Consider the following 15,138-nt stretch of genomic DNA (forward strand, 5'->3'; position numbering starts at 1 on the left):
GACTAGGATGGTCGGGATCACCCGCGGACAACACAATGAGGTTCCGATGAGTAACACCGCGTCCCCACAAGCGACGCCCGAGGCCGGTCCCAAGAGGGAAACCTGGTCCACCCGAAAAGTCTTCATCCTCGCGGCGATTGGTTCCGCCGTCGGCCTAGGCAACATCTGGCGCTTTCCGTACGTCGCCTATGAGAACGGCGGCGGCGCTTTCATCATCCCCTATCTGGTCGCACTGCTGACCGCCGGCATTCCGCTGCTGTTCCTGGACTACGCCGTCGGGCACAAGTTCCGCGGTTCGGCGCCGCTGGCCTACCGTAGGCTCCACCCTCGGGCGGAAGGACTGGGCTGGTGGCAGGTCGCCATCTGCTTCGTCATCGCCGTCTATTACGCGGTCATCATCGCCTGGGCCGCCATGTACATGATCTTCTCCGTCACCGAGGCCTGGGGCGACGATCCCGAGGGCTTCTTCCTGGGCGAGTTCCTGCAGGTCAGCGATAACGTGAACATCGGTTTCGATTTCGTGCCTGGCGTCCTGATCCCGCTCGTCCTGGTCTGGGCCGTCGTGCTGTTCGTGCTCGCCGCCGGCGTGCAGAAGGGTATTGGCCGGGCCAACATCATCTTCCTGCCGCTGCTGCTGGTGATGTTCCTGCTGCTGGTGGTGCAGGCGCTGTTCCTGCCCGGCGCCGGCGAGGGGCTGGATGCCCTGTTCCGGCCGGACTGGGCCGCGCTGGCGGATACCGGTGTATGGGCCGCGGCGTTTGGGCAGATCTTCTTCTCGCTCTCGGTGGCGTTCGGCATCATGGTCACCTACGCCTCCTACCTGAAGCGGAAGACCGACCTGACCGGCTCGGGGTATGTCGTGGCCTTCTCCAACTCGGGGTTCGAAATCCTGGCCGGCATCGGCGTCTTCGCGGCGGTCGGCTTCATGGCGCACTCGGCCGGCGCGCCGGTTGGCGAGGTCGCCGGCTCCGGCGGCATCGGCCTGGCCTTCATCGCCTTCCCGACCATCATTTCCGAGGCCCCGCTGGGCACCCTGCTGGGCGTGCTCTTCTTCGGTTCGCTGGTGTTCGCCGGGCTGACCTCTCTGATCAGCATCGTCGAAGTCATCATTGCCGCCGTCCAGGACAAGCTGGGCCTGCAGCGGGTGCCGGCAACCATGGCCGTGGGCCTGCCGCTGGCCGTGCTGTCCATTCTGCTGTTCCCGACGACGACCGGGCTGAACCTGCTCGACGTCACGGACGCCTTCGTCAACAATTTCGGCATCATGGCGGCGGCGCTTGTTGCGGTGCTGATGCTCGCCTACGGCTTCCGCGCACTGCCCATGCTGGGCGGCCACGTCAATGAGACGTCCTCGATCAAGCTGGGCCTCGGCTGGCGCATCATGGCAGGCGTGGTCGCCCCGATCGTCCTGGGCTACATCCTGGTCAACGAGCTGATCGCCAGGATCCAGGAAGGCTACAACGACATGCCGGCATGGTTCGTGGGCGTCTTCGGCTGGGGCATGGCCGGCGCCCTCATCGTGGTGGCGTTCATCCTGTCGCTGATCCCGTGGAGCAGCCGTTCCGCAGCCAACCATCCCGTCCTGGACGCGGAAGCCAACGCCCGGAAGGAGGCCGCCCGATGAGCACCGCCTCGATCATTATGCTGATCATCGCCATCCTGACCGTCTGGGGCGGGCTGGCGCTCGCCCTGCTGAACCTGCAGCGCCACCCCGAAGACGACACGATGATGCCGGAAGACCACGCTCCCGAACTGTAGCCGCGGCGCCGGCAGCCGGGCCGCTGGACAAATGCACCAAGGTGCGGGGGAATCTGTGTGCAAGGGGCCATGGCCCGGCGCCGGAGGCGGGGCATAAGGTCGGCAGTGTTTCCGCATTGCCGGCCGCCCGCCGTGCGCCGATGCACCCTGAACATTTGCAAGAAAGGCACCCTGATGACGACGCAGACCACCCAGCCGACCTACCGGCTGGAACAGAAGCGCAGGATCACCGGCGAGTTCCCGGGCCCGAAGTCGGCGGAACTCGCGGCCCGCCGGGCGAAGGTTGTTGCCGGCGGCGTGGCGTCCAGTGTTCCGGTCTATGTGGCGGACGCCGACGGCGGCATCATCGTGGACGTCGACGGCAACTCCTTCATCGACCTGGGTTCCGGCATCGCCGTGACCAGCGTCGGTGCCTCCGACCCGGCGGTGGCGGACGCAGTCAAGGAGCAGGTCGGGCACTTCACGCACACCTGCTTCATGGTCAGCCCCTACGAGGGCTACATCGCCGTCGCCGAGAAGCTCGCCCAGCTCACGCCGGGCGACCACGAGAAGCGTTCGGTGCTCTTCAACTCGGGCGCCGAAGCGGTGGAGAACGCGGTGAAGGTGGCCCGCGTGGCCACGGGCCGCACCGCCGTCGTCGCTTTTGACCACGCCTACCACGGCCGGACCAACCTGACCATGGGGCTGACCGCCAAGGCCAATCCCTACAAGTCCAGCCCGGCCGGCAGCTTCGGCCCCTTCGCCCCGGAGATCTACCGGGTGCCGATGAGCTACCCGTTCCGTGAAGAGGCGGAGCTGAAGGGCGAGGACGCTGCCCGCCGCGCCATCACCATGATCGAGAAGCAGATCGGCGCCGAGAACGTCGCCGCCATCCTGATCGAGCCAATCCAGGGCGAGGGCGGCTTCATCGTCCCGGCCGAGGGCTTCCTGCCGGCGCTGGCGGCCTGGGCCAAGGAGAAGGGCGTCGTCTTCATCGCCGACGAGGTGCAGGCGGGCTTCTGCCGCACCGGCGCCTGGTTCGCCTCCGACCACGAGGGCATCGTCCCGGACATCATCACCATGGCCAAGGGCATCGCCGGCGGCATGCCGCTGTCCGCGATCACCGGCCGCGCCGACCTGCTCGACGCCGTGCATCCCGGCGGCCTCGGCGGCACCTACGGCGGCAACCCGGTAGCCTGCGCGGCCGCACTGGCCGCGATCGAGACCATGGAGCAGCAGGACCTGAACGCCCGGGCCCGGGCCATCGAGGAGCAGGTCATGGGCCGGCTGCGCAGGCTTGCCGAGGAACTGGGGGAGAACGGCATCATCGGCGAGGTGCGCGGCCGCGGCGCCATGCTGGCGCTGGAGTTTGTCCAGGCCGGCACCGCCGCCACCACCAAGGAGCCCAACGCCGCCGCGACCAAGGCGATCGCCAACGCGTGCCTGAAGGCCGGCGTCGTGATCCTGACCTGCGGCACCTACGGCAACGTCATCCGGCTGCTCCCGCCGCTGGTCATCAGCGACGAGCTCCTGGCCGACGCGCTGGACGTGCTGGAGGCGGCCATCCGCGAAGCGGCCTAAGGAGCCGTTAGCAGGGCGGCCCGACCCGGGCCGCCCACCGCAGCGACAGTGAGGGGCAGGGGCACCGATTAGTGGTGCGCCTGCCCCTTTCGGCTGCCCGCTGACCTGATGATTTGTCGGCACCCTGACGGTAGAGTCTGTTCCACCAGATGCCGCGAGGGGGAGTGACTCATGCGTTATGTCGTCGGATACCAGCCGGATGAGCGCGGGGCTGATGCCGTCGCCCTGGGCGTCGCTATCGCCCGGGCCCAGGGGGTGGGGCTGGACATCGTCTACGTGGTTCCCGAGAACGCCCCCTTTGTCTCGGTCCAGCCGCGCGGCCGCCGGATCCGGGCCGGCGAACAGGAGATAACGAACGCCCGGCGGAAGGCGCTGAAGCTCGTGCCGTCCGATGTCGAGGCCGATTTCCGCGTGGTGGACGCCGACTCCTTCTCCGAGGGCCTGATCAAGACCGCCCACGAGGACGAGGCGGCCCTAATCGTCATCGGCGCCGCCTCGTCCGGCGTCTTCAAGCGCTTCACGATCGGCAGCGTGGCCAACGCGCTGCTGCACGCCTCACCCGTGCCGGTGGCACTGGCCCCGCGGGGCTACCAGAACCAGGGACCGCTGACGCGGCTCACGGCCTTCATTGGCGACCGGCCCGGCGCACAGGCGGCGCGGGACGTCGCGGTGTCCGCTGCCTCCCGCCGCGGGCTGCCGCTGCGCCTGGTCTCCCTGGTCGCGCTGGACACCCATGAGCATTCCGACTCCGGCGAGGCCATCCACCAGGCCCACCTGCACGCCAACTCCGTGCTGGCCGAGGCGGCCTCCAAGCTGCTGGAAGGGACGGCGACGGTGACCGTGGCGCACGGGCGGAGCATCGAGCAGGCCATCGATTCGCTGGACTGGGAAGACGGCGAACTGGTCATCATCGGCTCCGGCCGGCTCGCCCAGCACAACCGCTTGTTCCTGGGGAGCACGGCGCTGAAGGTGCTGCGGGCGCTGCCGGTGCCGATGGTCGTTGTGCCGCGCCCCCACGAGCACGGGGCGGGCGAGCGGCGGGTGCCGCACGTCTGACGGCGTCCGCGCCGAGAGGTCGGGGGACGACGGCGGCCGCGCGGGGCGGCGCTAGGATACGACGGCGGTCACGCGGCGACGGGGCGGGGCGCCTTGCGGTAGGCCACGACCATGTCCGCCGTCAGGATGACCAGCGAGAGCCAGACGAGGGCGAAGCCGGCCCAGCGCTCCGGAGGCATCGGTTCGTGGAAGACCAACAGCGCGGTGATGAACTGCAGCAGGGGCGCCAGGTACTGCAGCAGACCCACGGTGCTCAGCGGCAGCCTCCGGGCGGCCGCCCCGAAGAACAGCAGCGGCAGGGCGGTGATCAGGCCGCCGGCAGCCATCAGCCAGAAGTGGCCCGGTCCGTTGTCCATCAGCGTCGCCTGCCCCTGCACCAGCAGCACGCCCATGATCACGGCGGAGACGGGTGTCAGGACCAGCGTCTCGACGCTCAGGCTGGAGACCGCATCCACCCTGCTGCCGACGTTTTTCTTGACCAGCCCGTAGAAACCGAAACTCAGCGCCAGCACCAGCGACAGCCAGGGGACGTTGCCGTAGCCGAAGGCCAGCACCAGGACCGCGATGAAGGCGACGATGAGCGCGGCCCACTGGGCCCGGCGCAGCTTTTCCTTCAACAACAACACGCCCAGCAGCACTGACACCAGCGGGTTGATGAAATAGCCCAGCGAGGCTTCCACGGTGCGCTCGCTCAGCACGGCGACCGTGTAGGTGAACCAGTTGATGGCGATGAGCAGGGCCGCGAGCGAGAGAATGCCCAGGATGCGGCGGTTCCGCACGGCCACGAGGAAGGGGCGCCAGCTGCGCATCGCCGTCATCAGCAGCACGCAGAAGAGCAGGGACCAGACGATCCGGTTGGCTACGATCTCCAGCGGCCCGGCGGGATCGAGCGTGGCGAAGTACAGCGGCAGGATGCCCCAGATGCCGTAGGCGGCGAGTCCGAAGGCCAGGCCCACACTGGCCTCGCTGCGCGGGCGGCGGCCCTTGCCACGGCCGGCGGCGTCCGGTCGGGATGCCGGGGGCGGCCCCGCGGCCGGCAGTGCGCCGGCGGCCCGCCCCGCGTCCGCACCTACGTTGGCAGGAGGCACAGCCGCCGCAGCGGTCAGGGAAGAATCTGGCAGGGAGGCGCTGACGCCGTCGTTATGAGGCACAAGGCTCATAACATCATCTCCGGCGGAGCTATTCCATTCCGTCTGCCGGTTCCGGTTCTCCCGAGAGCCGCGCGCAAAGCATGGCCCACTCCTCCAGCGGGTGGCGGCCCCCGTCCGGCTCCTGCTGGTACTGGACCGCCAGCGACTGGGCCGGTGCAACACCGATCAGCCTGGCACGGGGTCCGGCTGCTCCCAGTGCGGCATCGGCACCGTAATCCCGCAGGGCCTCCGGGCCGAAGACCGCACACGCGGGCACCGACACTCCCGTAAAACGGGCGGGCCGGGCGAGGCTGCTGAAGGCGAGGGCGTGCCCCAGCACGGCGGTGCGGGCAGGGATCCGGTGCATGCGCGCGCTGAAGGAATCCAGCGCCGCGGCGTCGAGCGGCTCCGGGCTCTCCACCAGCAGTTCGACGCTTTCGTGGACGCCGGCCGCGGAGCGTTCCACGGTGACGACGGCGATCGCCGGCGCAGCGGTGCCTACCCGGGCGTGCCCCACCACGACCAGGAAGGCCGTCTCCGGGGCGAGATCGAAGCAGTGCGCGGTGACGGCAGCTTCGTCCCACGGTTCGCTGACGGGTTCGGCCACGCCCCAGCCGGTGGGTGCAGCGCCGGTGAGTTCGATGAACAGCTGCTCGGTGAAGCCGCCGATCCGGGTGGAGTGGCTGGCCGGATGCATGGTTTCAGCCCGCACGTGGACCAGGCCGCCGGGCAGCGCCGGTGTGAGCAGGAAGTCCTCTCCGATCTCGTCCATGGGCTGGAAGGCGGCACCGTCCCAGTGATGCACGCGGCCGGTGAACCCGTCGAAGAAGGTGCCGTCCGCCGTGGTCGCCAGCCACTGGCAGCCCGGTTCTGCGAGCAGCGCCGACAACGGCAGGCTGACGGCGGTGGAGCTCGGCGTGACCAGGACAAACTGCATGGCGTCCGCGGCCGCGGCGGCGCGCGACTTAGCCAGCCAGGGAGACAGGGTGGCCAGCGGCTTGTTCTGGAACACTACGCCGGTGCCGGCGCTGCGGAAATCGAAGGCGGACTCGTGGCTCATACGCCGCCACCCTGCGGCAGGGCCACGACGCCATCGCACCGGCGGGCGATTTCGTGGCAGAGGGATTCCGCCCGGACGGATGCCTGCGGCGCGCCGTCGCGGACATGGACCTCCTGCCACCAAAGCGGCTGGTCCGCCGGATCCCCGCTGCCCGGGGTGAAGACGGCCGGGACGGTGGTGCCGGGCACGGCCGAGATCTCGGCCCCGGCAAGCAGCCGCGTCACTTCCTGCGGCACCCGGACGAGCCGGGGCAGCTCGATGGCCAGCTGGAGCTCGTCCGCATCATCGAGCAGCTCCAGCAGGGAATCGTCAGCAGCCTGGCGGACATTCAGGTCCGGCACGGCCGCCACCATAGCTTCAATCAGGGTCAGCTGGTCCGGCTCGCGGAGGCTGACCACGGTCCAATCAGAGCTCATCGGCTTCCTCTTCCGTGCTGTGGTAGTAGAGCTGGACCGTGTTGACGGGCTTACCCGCCTGCACCAGCTGGGCCCGGCCCGGCGGCAGCGCACGTGCACGGATCCCGTTGAGCAGGGCGCCCTCGCCGCGGTCGCCGGACATCAGGAGGCCGGTGCTGCCCGAATCCCGCAATGACATGAAGAAGGACTCGTACATGCCCCGGCTGGCCCCGCGCACGCGGCGCGTGAGCACGGCATGCAGGCCGATCTCGGGTCCCAGCGGCAGGTACGGCACCAGGCGGCTCAGCGGCGAGGAGCCGCCAGCGGTGAGCACGTCGTAGTCATCAATCAGGAGGACCACGCGCGGCGGTTTCCCGCCGTGGCCGGCATCGCCGCCGCCGTTGACCCGCTTGTCCAGCTCCGTGGCGACGGCGCCGGCCAGCTGCTCCGCAAGCGCCGGGCTCGTGGCGTAGCCGCCCAGGTATGCCTCGGGCACCTCGTCGGCCAGCCCCCGGCGCGGATCGAACACCGCGAAGACCAGCTCCTCGGGCCCGTGCTGGGCGGAGAGGGAACGGATCACCGAGCGCATCAGGTTGGACTTGCCCGCGCCCTCGTCGCCGAGCACCACCAGGTGCCGGTCCTTCGAATGCATGTCCAGGTACTCGGTGCCCAGATCCGTCTCGCGCAGGCCCAGCGGAATCCGGCCCTGCCGGGCGGGAATCCGGGCCGTCTCGGCGTCTACCAGCGGCGGAAGCACCCGGACCTGCATGGCGCGCCCGTCCGTGGAGGCGGCCACCGCGGCCGCCAGGTCCCGCATGCCCTGGACGGCGCTGTCCGGATCCGGATTCCCGTCGATCCTCGGCAGCGCGATGTGTCCGATCAGCTTCTGGTCCGTCAGGCCGCGGCCGGGCCGGTCCGCGCTGATGCCTTCGGCGAGCTTCCGCCCGAACGCGGATTCGGCCGGGTCGCCCAGCCGCAGCTCGATCCGGTTGCCGAAGAAGCTCTGCTGCGCAATGCGTACTTCGTTGGTGCGGACCGAGGTCGCGATGACGTGGATGCCGTAGCCGCCTCCACGCGAGATGATCGAATGCACCTGCTTCTCGATGTCATCGAACTCGTCGTTGAGCTGGCCGTAGCCGTCCAGCACCAGGACAATGTCCGCGCTGGCCAGTTCGGGGATCATGCCCTTGGCACACATCCGCCGCAGCGTCTGGAGCGAATCGATCTGGTACCGCTCGAACACCTGCTCGCGCAGCGTCAGCATCGCCGCGATCTCCTCGATCGTCCGCCGCACGACCTCGCGGTTGGTGCGCACGGCCACGCCGCCCACGTGGGGCAGGCCCTCAAGCGGCAGCAGCGAACTGCCCAGCAGGTCGACAGCGTAGATGCCCATCTCGGCGGGGCCGTGGGTCAGCGCCAGGCTGGCCACGATGGTGCGCAGCGCCGTGCTCTTGCCCGACTGCGGGCCGCCGGAGATGATGACGTTGCCGCCGGCGTTGTTCAGGTCCAGCTCCCACAGGCCCTGCCACTGCTTGGCCGGATCATCCAGCAGCCCGATCGGCACGCGCAGGTTGCCGCCCTTGGCCAGCCGGATGCCCTGGCTGGTCACCGCGGCCGGACCCGCGGCCTTGTCCAGCGCGATGCCCTGCGGCAGCGGCGGCAGCCAGATTGGCTGCACCGAGCGCGGGAAGGTCCGCAGGGTGTCCATCAGGGTGGACATGACCGTTGGGCCGGTGGTGCGCTGGGACGCCTTGGTCTTCAGGCCGGACTTCTTCCCGGCGGCGGACGACGGCGGCGCCTCCAGCACCGCGGCATAGCGCGGGGCGGGGAGGACCATAGGCTCGGCGGCCTGCGGCTCGTCGTCGTCCTCTTCCATGTCCACGGGACCGGACACGTAGCCGGACTTGAAACGGGTGTAGGTGGTGGTGTCCACCTTGAGGTAGCCGAATCCCGGGGCCGGCGGCAGGTGGAAGGCGTCCGGCGTGTCCAGGACGGTGCGGCTTTCCGCCTCGGAGAGCGTGCGCAGCCCGATCCGGTAGGACAGGTAGGTGTCCAGGCCGCGCAGCTTGCCGCCCTCGATGCGCTGGCTGCTGAGCAGCAGGTGCACGCCGATAGAGCGGCCGATGCGGCCGATGGACAGGAACAGTTCGATGAAGTCCGGCCGGGCGGTCAGCAGTTCGCCGAACTCGTCGATGATGACCACCAAGTGGGGCAGCGGCTCCATGTGCTCCCCGCGGGCCAGCCGCTCCTGGCGGTGCAGCTGGTAGTCGGTGATGTTGGCAATGTTGCCGGCGGCCTTGAGCAGTTCCTGGCGGCGCAGGATCTCGCCGTTCAGGCTGGCGTAGACGCGCTCGATCAGGGACAGGTCGTCGGAGAGGTTCGTGATGATTCCGGTGACCTGCGGGGCACCCTCGAACGGGGCGAACGTCGCGCCGCCCTTGAAGTCCACCAGCACCATGGCCAGCACCTCGGGAGAGTGGGTGGCGAGCAGGCCGAGCACCAGGCTGCGCAGCATTTCAGACTTACCCGAGCCGGTGGCGCCGACGCAGAGGCCGTGCGGGCCCATGCCGAACTGGGCTGCCTCCTTGAGGTCAAGCATCGCGGGCTTGCCGTGGTCGTCCGGCCCCAGCGGCACGCGCAGGAAATCGATCTCGCCGCGGGGCCGCCAGAGCCGGCGGATGTCCTCGGCATCCAGCCGCTTCGACAGCCCGAGCATCTCCAGGTAGTCCGTCGAGCTCTCGGAGCTGTTGTGCTCCAGCGAGTCGGGGGAGAGCCGCAACGGGGCCAGCTCGCGGGCCAGCGCTTCCGCCGTGGCCACGGGGAGCGCGTCGAGAATTCCCTCTTCGGTCAGCGGTTCGACCGGATCCTCCCGGTAGTTCTGGCTCGCGAAAGCGCCCGGGCCGGTTTCGCTGATCCGGATGCTGACCTCGCCCGGCTCGGAGCCGCGGTTCCCGGCCAAGTAAATGACGGTGATGCCCAGCTGGCCCGGGCTCGAATGCTGCTCCGGCAGCGCGAGCTCCTGCGGCTCCGCGCCGTAGGTGTCCGCGATGACCAGCAGCCGCGGCATGCCGCTGCCGACGCCGCCTCCGCTGCGGCCCAGATGGTTCTGCCGCGCCTCCGCGGCCTTGGTGGAGCGGCCCTGCAGGTCATCCTTCAGGACGTCCGCCAGCGCATCCAGCGACGGCGCGAGCCGCCGCACCGGACCGGTGGCATGCGTCTTGGACTGGTCGGCCAGGTGCGGCAGCCACGTCGCCCAAGCCCAGTCGCCGTAACGGTCCTCGGGGACGGAGAGCGCGACGTGCAGGTCCTCGGGCGAATGGAAGGCGGCCGCCTCCACCAGGAGGTTCCGGCAGACGGCCAGGGCGAACTCCCGGGAGCCGACCACGCTGACGTTGCCGGCCGAATCCAGCGGCACCGTCAGCGGCAGCTCGGGGGAGGACTCGAACCGCTGCCGGAGGATCTCCAACTCGGTGGTCATGAACGTGTCGCTCTGCTGCAGGCCGGAGGAGGAATCGTTGACCCGGATGTCACGGTTGCGCCGTTCCCCGCTGCCCAGCCGGACGTGAAGGAAGTCCTCATTGCGCCGCCGCCGTTCCCACAGCCGCTTGGGATTGCGGATGATGTCGAACAAAGCCGACGGCGGCGGGCTGGCGATGCGCGCGACCCTGATCGCCTGCTGCTCGTCGTTGCGCAGCTCGGTCCGCGCGCGCTCGAGGTACTCCAGGTAGCGCTCGCGCTGCTCGCGGCCCTGCCGGGCCTGTTTGCCCTTTTGGCTGATCATCAGGGCAATGGAGGCGAGGATGGTCACGATCATCATCAGCGCGCCGACCGCCGCCAGCGAGGAACCACGGAAGAGCATCATTACCGTCATCGATGCGCCCGCGCCGAGCAGCGGGACGAGCGACATCATGTTGACGCCGCCCGGGCGGTCGGTGACGGGCGGCGGCGCGTCCAGGGCGTATGGCTCGGCGCTGCGGGCCGGCGCGGTGGTCCGGGCGGGGCGGTGGATCAGTGTCACGCCCATGGTCAGCGGTTCCCGTTGGCTGCCCGCAGCACCCGCGAGGCCAGCGCCGTCGCGTCCAGCCGGGTCTGCGGCGCGAGCAGGGACAGGTCGATCTCCACGCCGGCGGCCAGGTGCCGGTCGTAGGGCAGGGTCATGGCGTCCAGTCCGTCGCGGCTGAGCCGGACGGCCTCGCGCACCGGGTCCAGCGGGGCGTCGGAATCCGTGCCGGTCACCACGGCCAACAGCGGGACCTCGCGGGTCGCCGGGTCCTGCTGCCAGGCCTGGTGGTAGACGAGCGCGTCCTGCGTCCCGGCCACGGTCGCCGGAACCACCAGCAGCACCGCGTGCGCTGCCTTGACCGCCCAGACGGCATCCGGGTGGCTGATCCCCGTGGGGGAGTCCAGCAGGGCGATGGGGAAGAAGCGGCTGATGCTGGTCACTGCGCGGTCCAGCGCCTGCGAATCCGCCCGGGGATGCCACAGCCGGGCACCGGTCGCGAAGAGGTTTCCGTCCGCGGCGGCCATCTTGGCGGCAAGCTCGTCGCGCGTCTCCGGTGCCTTTTTAACGACGGCGGAGGCGAGCATGTCGAGGGACGGAGCGGAATCGAGACCAAGGCGAAGGGGAAGCGAGCCGAGGCCCGGGTCGTTGTCCACGGCCGCCACGGCGTCCTGCCGCATGGACGCGAAGACCGAGGCGAGGACCGCCGTCGTCGTTGTCTTGCCGGACCCGCCGCGCGAACTGATGACCGCGATCCTGCGGCCGGTGGATACCGGGTCCTGGGCCCCGGCGGCCGCGGCGATCAGCCGCTGCGAGTAGTCGTCGGAACGGAAGAGGCCGGTGAGCTGGCGCAGGAACCGGCGGCCGGCAGGCATGCCGGGCCGGGTGCGCAGCCGGCGGCGGGACGCCTCCGAGGCGGATTCGAAACCGCCGCCGCTGTCCGCTGCGGCGAGGGCCTGGGCCTGGCGGCGGGTCTGCGGGCCGGGCTGCGGGCTCCACGGATCGAGAGTCACTAGGGGCATCCTTCCGGACGGAGTGGGGCGGGGCGGACGGAGGGCATAGCGGTCACGAGAAGCTGGCGAGCAGCTGGGCAAAGAGGCCGAACAGTCCCAGCACCAGCGGCACGGTGGCCAGGATGGCGATGGTTTCGAAGCGGTTGCCGGCGAGCCGGAGCCGTGCGGCCGAATGTGCCGGCAGCCGCAGCGCGAGGGCGGAGCCGATGATCAGCGCGGTCACCAGCAGGAGCAGGCCCACCAGCCATTCGGAGCCCGCCATGAACCGGGCCGCGGAAAGCGCCAAGGCGGCGACCCCGAGCGACGCGGCCGCGTAGAGGGCCAGCCGTTCGACGGCCAGGGGGAAGGACCGGGCGCGCAGCGCGGTGGCCAGGACCAGCGCGGCCAGCAGCGGCAGGGTCCAGGCCTGGTCCGCGGCGTCCGTGCCCAGGAGCCACATTGCCGCGGCGAGCGAAGCCGCCACCAGGATGGTTGCGACGGCGAGGGTACGGTGCGCGTCGTGAATCGCGGCCAGCGCGTCCGTCCTGCGGATGGAGCGGCCCTGCGAGCGCTGGTCGTCCAGCGTCGCCAGGCCGGATAGGGAGAGGGCGGTTTTTGGCAGCAGGCCCAGCCCGACAATGCTGAGGACGCCGGCGATGGCTGCCGTGCGCGGGGCGGTGCCGCCGGCGAATCCGCTGGCTGCCCAGATGGCGGTCAGCGCCACCAGGGTCCCGGCCGCGCCGAACATGGCCCGGGAGCGGCCCAGCACCATTCCGACGGCGGCCAAGGCGGCCGCGGACAGTCCCGCCAGGACCAGCACCCTGACCTCCGGCGTCGCGGGCAGATGCAGCACGCCGCCCAGCCCGAACAGCCAGCCGGTCCCGGCCAGGGTCAGGCCGATGCTTCGCCGGGGCTTGGCACCGAAGCCCGTGGACGTGCCCAGCAGCAGGACGGCGAGGGCCAGCAGGATCCACCACGCATGCGGTGCCGCAAAGGAGGCCAGCATGATCTCCAGCGCCGCCCAGCTGCCCGCCGCCGCGAACACGCCGGCGGCCGCGTGGCGGCAGCGCTCGTCCCAGCGGCCGGCCACGGCCTCGGTCTGCTCCACGACGGTGTCCGTGACGTCGTAGACCACGGCGGGCGGAGGGGCGTCCGACGCGCTGAACAGGGTGAGCTTGCTGCCGTCGGTGACTCCGTGGTCCGCGAGGCTCTGCTGTTCCGCCAGCGGCTCGCCGGAGGCCTGCACCAGGAGCTTTGCGGCAACATTGTCCCGCGGGGAGTCCGCCATCATGTCGAGGATCTGCGGCATGAGCGTGCCGACGGGCTCTTCGGAGGGGAGCAGCAGGTCCAGATGCCGGCTGTCACCGATCAGCGTGACGCGGGTGAAGGCAAGGGGCATTGCGGTCAGGCTCCCGGAAAGAATTCGAGGGGCTCGGCCCCGGGTCCAATGGATTGCTGCAGTTCGACGGCGGCGGACTGGCGCTGCTGCTGTTCGGCGCGCTGCTGTGCCAGCAGGTTGCTGATAAAGGAGTAGCCGACACAGATGGCGGCGATCAGGGTGGCCAGGGCGACGCTGAAGAGGAACAGCCTCACGCTGTCCACCCAGCGCCGCTGGTGCGGGTTTTCGCCGAACAGCAGTGCTGAGGTGATGCGGTTGCGCCGGACGACGACGGACTCGATGAGCTGATTGTCGTAATCGTTGGCCACCCAGGACTCCTCGTTGGTCGCTGATCCAGCATGTGGAAAGGTTTCGCCGGCGGCAAAGAAGGGCCGCCGCTTTCCATCATGTCACCTCCGGCCGACACAATCGGGCCGCGGCGGCCCGGGTGGGTAGTTCTCCCCATCGCCCGTCCTTGCAGACGTTTGGGCGCTTGCGGTTTCATTGGAGAGGCCGACAGCCCCAGACCCTCCGCGTGATGAAGGGCAAACTGCGGGCAGCTTCTGGAAACGATAAACCAGACCGAAACTAGAGCGCCAATGCGCCCGCAAAGGTGGTAACCATGAAATTCGATATGGGATCTCAGACCCTGTCGCAGCTGACTTCGCAGACCGGCGGATCCAATGAGGACCTGGGCCAGCTGGTCCGCAACCTCGTCGACGCCGTCGCTCCGCTGGAGGGCAAGTTCAACGGCCAGGCCCGCGTGAAGTTCGACGAGTTCAAGTCCCGCGCGGACGAGATCGCCAACAACCTCAACGGCGCCCTCGCCGCGATCCTGACCGGCCAGAGCGAGATGGACACCGCTTTCCACACCGGCGACCAGGAGTCCGCGGACAACGCCGCGCAGGCACAGGGATCGGCCAATTTCGACGCAGCCAACTTCGGCTCCTCGCGCTGACCCTGCTGTCCGCACCTCTTCCACCCATGCTTTGCAGGCGGGCCCAGAGCACCGCCGCCCTCTGAAAGGAACAGCAATGTCCCAGGACCGCCTCACGTACGACACCAACGTCTCCGCCCAGGTGCAGGGCGAAATCCAGTCCATCGTCGGCCGCCTCGAGAGCCTCATCGCCGACCGGGAAAAGGCCGTCGCCGCCGCCATGTCCGACTACCAGGCCGACGGCGTCTCCGACGAGTACCAGCACGTGGAAAACCGCTGGAAGAATGCCGCCGGCGAGGTCAAGGAGATCATCCGCCTCGTCCGCAGCACCATGGAGCAGAACGACCAGACCGCTGCCAACACCGGCGCCCGTGCCCGCGCCGCCGTGCAGAACATCGGCTAGCAAGGGCACCCGGGGGCGGCCAAGGAGCCGCCCCCATCACGACCGGAGGTAAGAGGTAAAGATGGCAGCGGATTGGGATCTCGATACCGGCTCCCTGAACAGCATCCTGACCAGGGTGCAGACCCAGGTGGAGAAGTACACGCAGCTGTTCGGGGATTACGGAGCGGAGGTCTCTTCCCTGATCCAGGCGTCCAAGTCGCAGATCGTTGGGGAGGCCCTTGTCAGCCTGTCCGAGGAGAAGCTGCAGGCCGCCATGACGCAGGTCCAGGGCCGCAGTGCCCAGGCGCTGAATTCGACGACCGAGGCCGTGAACGCCATCGTCGCCGGGGATTCCACCATGGCCCAGTCGGTCCGTGCCGCCCAGGACAAGGCCAACGACGAATACATCCCGGAGCCGGCACCGTCCGGCGCCCCGCCCCGCGGCCCGCAGCCGCAAATGCAGTAAGCCACGTACCACCCCGACCCCCTG

14 protein-coding genes are annotated in these 15,138 nt (G+C 69.6%); 7 read left to right on the forward strand and 7 right to left on the reverse strand.

Going from position 1 to position 15,138, the window contains the following annotated elements; translation table 11 throughout:
• Positions 1-46: 46 nt before the first annotated feature.
• The 4 genes from WFH44_RS04660 (at position 47) to WFH44_RS04675 (ending at position 4,374) form a co-directional block, all read left to right on the forward strand.
• Positions 47-1,624 carry a sodium-dependent transporter gene (locus tag WFH44_RS04660; protein WP_336712157.1) on the forward strand — a complete coding sequence of 526 codons (1,578 nt, stop codon included), beginning with the start codon at positions 47-49 and terminating at the stop codon, positions 1,622-1,624.
• Entirely contained in the window at positions 1,621-1,758 is a 138-nt protein-coding gene (locus WFH44_RS04665; RefSeq protein ID WP_264795707.1) for a methionine/alanine import family NSS transporter small subunit, read from the forward strand. Before WFH44_RS04660 ends, WFH44_RS04665 begins: the two co-directional genes overlap by 4 nt.
• Positions 1,759-1,932: 174 nt before the next feature.
• Positions 1,933-3,318, forward strand: a complete 1,386-nt coding sequence (gabT, locus tag WFH44_RS04670; protein ID WP_336712158.1) for a 4-aminobutyrate--2-oxoglutarate transaminase — start codon at positions 1,933-1,935, stop codon at positions 3,316-3,318.
• A 171-nt stretch (positions 3,319-3,489) separates the two neighbouring features.
• Positions 3,490-4,374: a universal stress protein gene (locus WFH44_RS04675; RefSeq protein ID WP_336712159.1), complete on the forward strand. Its 885-nt coding sequence runs from the start codon at positions 3,490-3,492 to the stop codon at positions 4,372-4,374.
• 68 nt (positions 4,375-4,442) lie between these two features.
• Here the strand turns inward: WFH44_RS04675 and rarD are convergent, their stop codons facing one another.
• From rarD to WFH44_RS04710, 7 genes are read right to left on the reverse strand one after another with little or no spacing between them, the layout of a single operon-like run.
• Positions 4,443-5,534, reverse strand: coding sequence for an EamA family transporter RarD (rarD, locus tag WFH44_RS04680; protein WP_336712160.1), 1,092 nt, complete (start codon positions 5,532-5,534; stop codon positions 4,443-4,445).
• 19 nt (positions 5,535-5,553) lie between these two features.
• Positions 5,554-6,564 (reverse strand): DUF6177 family protein, encoded by a 1,011-nt coding sequence (locus tag WFH44_RS04685; protein ID WP_336712161.1) that lies wholly within the window; start codon positions 6,562-6,564, stop codon positions 5,554-5,556.
• Positions 6,561-6,980 carry a hypothetical protein gene (locus tag WFH44_RS04690; RefSeq protein ID WP_336712163.1) on the reverse strand — a complete coding sequence of 140 codons (420 nt, stop codon included), beginning with the start codon at positions 6,978-6,980 and terminating at the stop codon, positions 6,561-6,563. Before WFH44_RS04690 ends, WFH44_RS04685 begins: the two co-directional genes overlap by 4 nt.
• A complete protein-coding gene (eccCa, locus tag WFH44_RS04695) occupies positions 6,970-10,983 on the reverse strand; it encodes a type VII secretion protein EccCa (protein WP_336712164.1) in 4,014 nt (1,337 codons plus the stop codon). The genes WFH44_RS04690 and eccCa overlap by 11 nt, the downstream gene beginning before the upstream one ends.
• A gap of 2 nt (positions 10,984-10,985) precedes the next feature.
• Positions 10,986-11,972 carry a MinD/ParA family ATP-binding protein gene (locus WFH44_RS04700; protein WP_336712165.1) on the reverse strand — a complete coding sequence of 329 codons (987 nt, stop codon included), beginning with the start codon at positions 11,970-11,972 and terminating at the stop codon, positions 10,986-10,988.
• 52 nt (positions 11,973-12,024) lie between these two features.
• Complete coding sequence (gene eccD, locus WFH44_RS04705) at positions 12,025-13,350, reverse strand: type VII secretion integral membrane protein EccD (RefSeq protein WP_336712166.1); 1,326 nt, start codon at positions 13,348-13,350, stop codon at positions 12,025-12,027.
• 5 nt (positions 13,351-13,355) lie between these two features.
• Positions 13,356-13,658, reverse strand: a complete 303-nt coding sequence (locus WFH44_RS04710) for a hypothetical protein (protein WP_336712167.1) — start codon at positions 13,656-13,658, stop codon at positions 13,356-13,358.
• Positions 13,659-13,951: 293 nt separating this feature from the next.
• Between WFH44_RS04710 and WFH44_RS04715 the strand changes: the two genes are divergently transcribed.
• From WFH44_RS04715 to WFH44_RS04725, 3 genes are all read left to right on the forward strand, one after another.
• The gene (locus WFH44_RS04715) at positions 13,952-14,287 is read left to right on the forward strand and encodes a hypothetical protein (protein ID WP_262105891.1); all 336 of its coding nucleotides are present in this window, start codon (positions 13,952-13,954) and stop codon (positions 14,285-14,287) included.
• Positions 14,288-14,363: 76 nt separating this feature from the next.
• A complete protein-coding gene (locus WFH44_RS04720; protein WP_336712168.1) occupies positions 14,364-14,669 on the forward strand; it encodes a pore-forming ESAT-6 family protein in 306 nt (101 codons plus the stop codon).
• Positions 14,670-14,730: 61 nt separating this feature from the next.
• Positions 14,731-15,114 (forward strand): DUF6507 family protein, encoded by a 384-nt coding sequence (locus tag WFH44_RS04725; RefSeq protein ID WP_336712169.1) that lies wholly within the window; start codon positions 14,731-14,733, stop codon positions 15,112-15,114.
• The last annotated feature ends 24 nt before the right edge of the window (positions 15,115-15,138 follow it).

It is taken from the genome of Arthrobacter sp. USHLN218 (assembly GCF_037144715.1).
Taxonomy (GTDB): domain Bacteria; phylum Actinomycetota; class Actinomycetes; order Actinomycetales; family Micrococcaceae; genus Crystallibacter.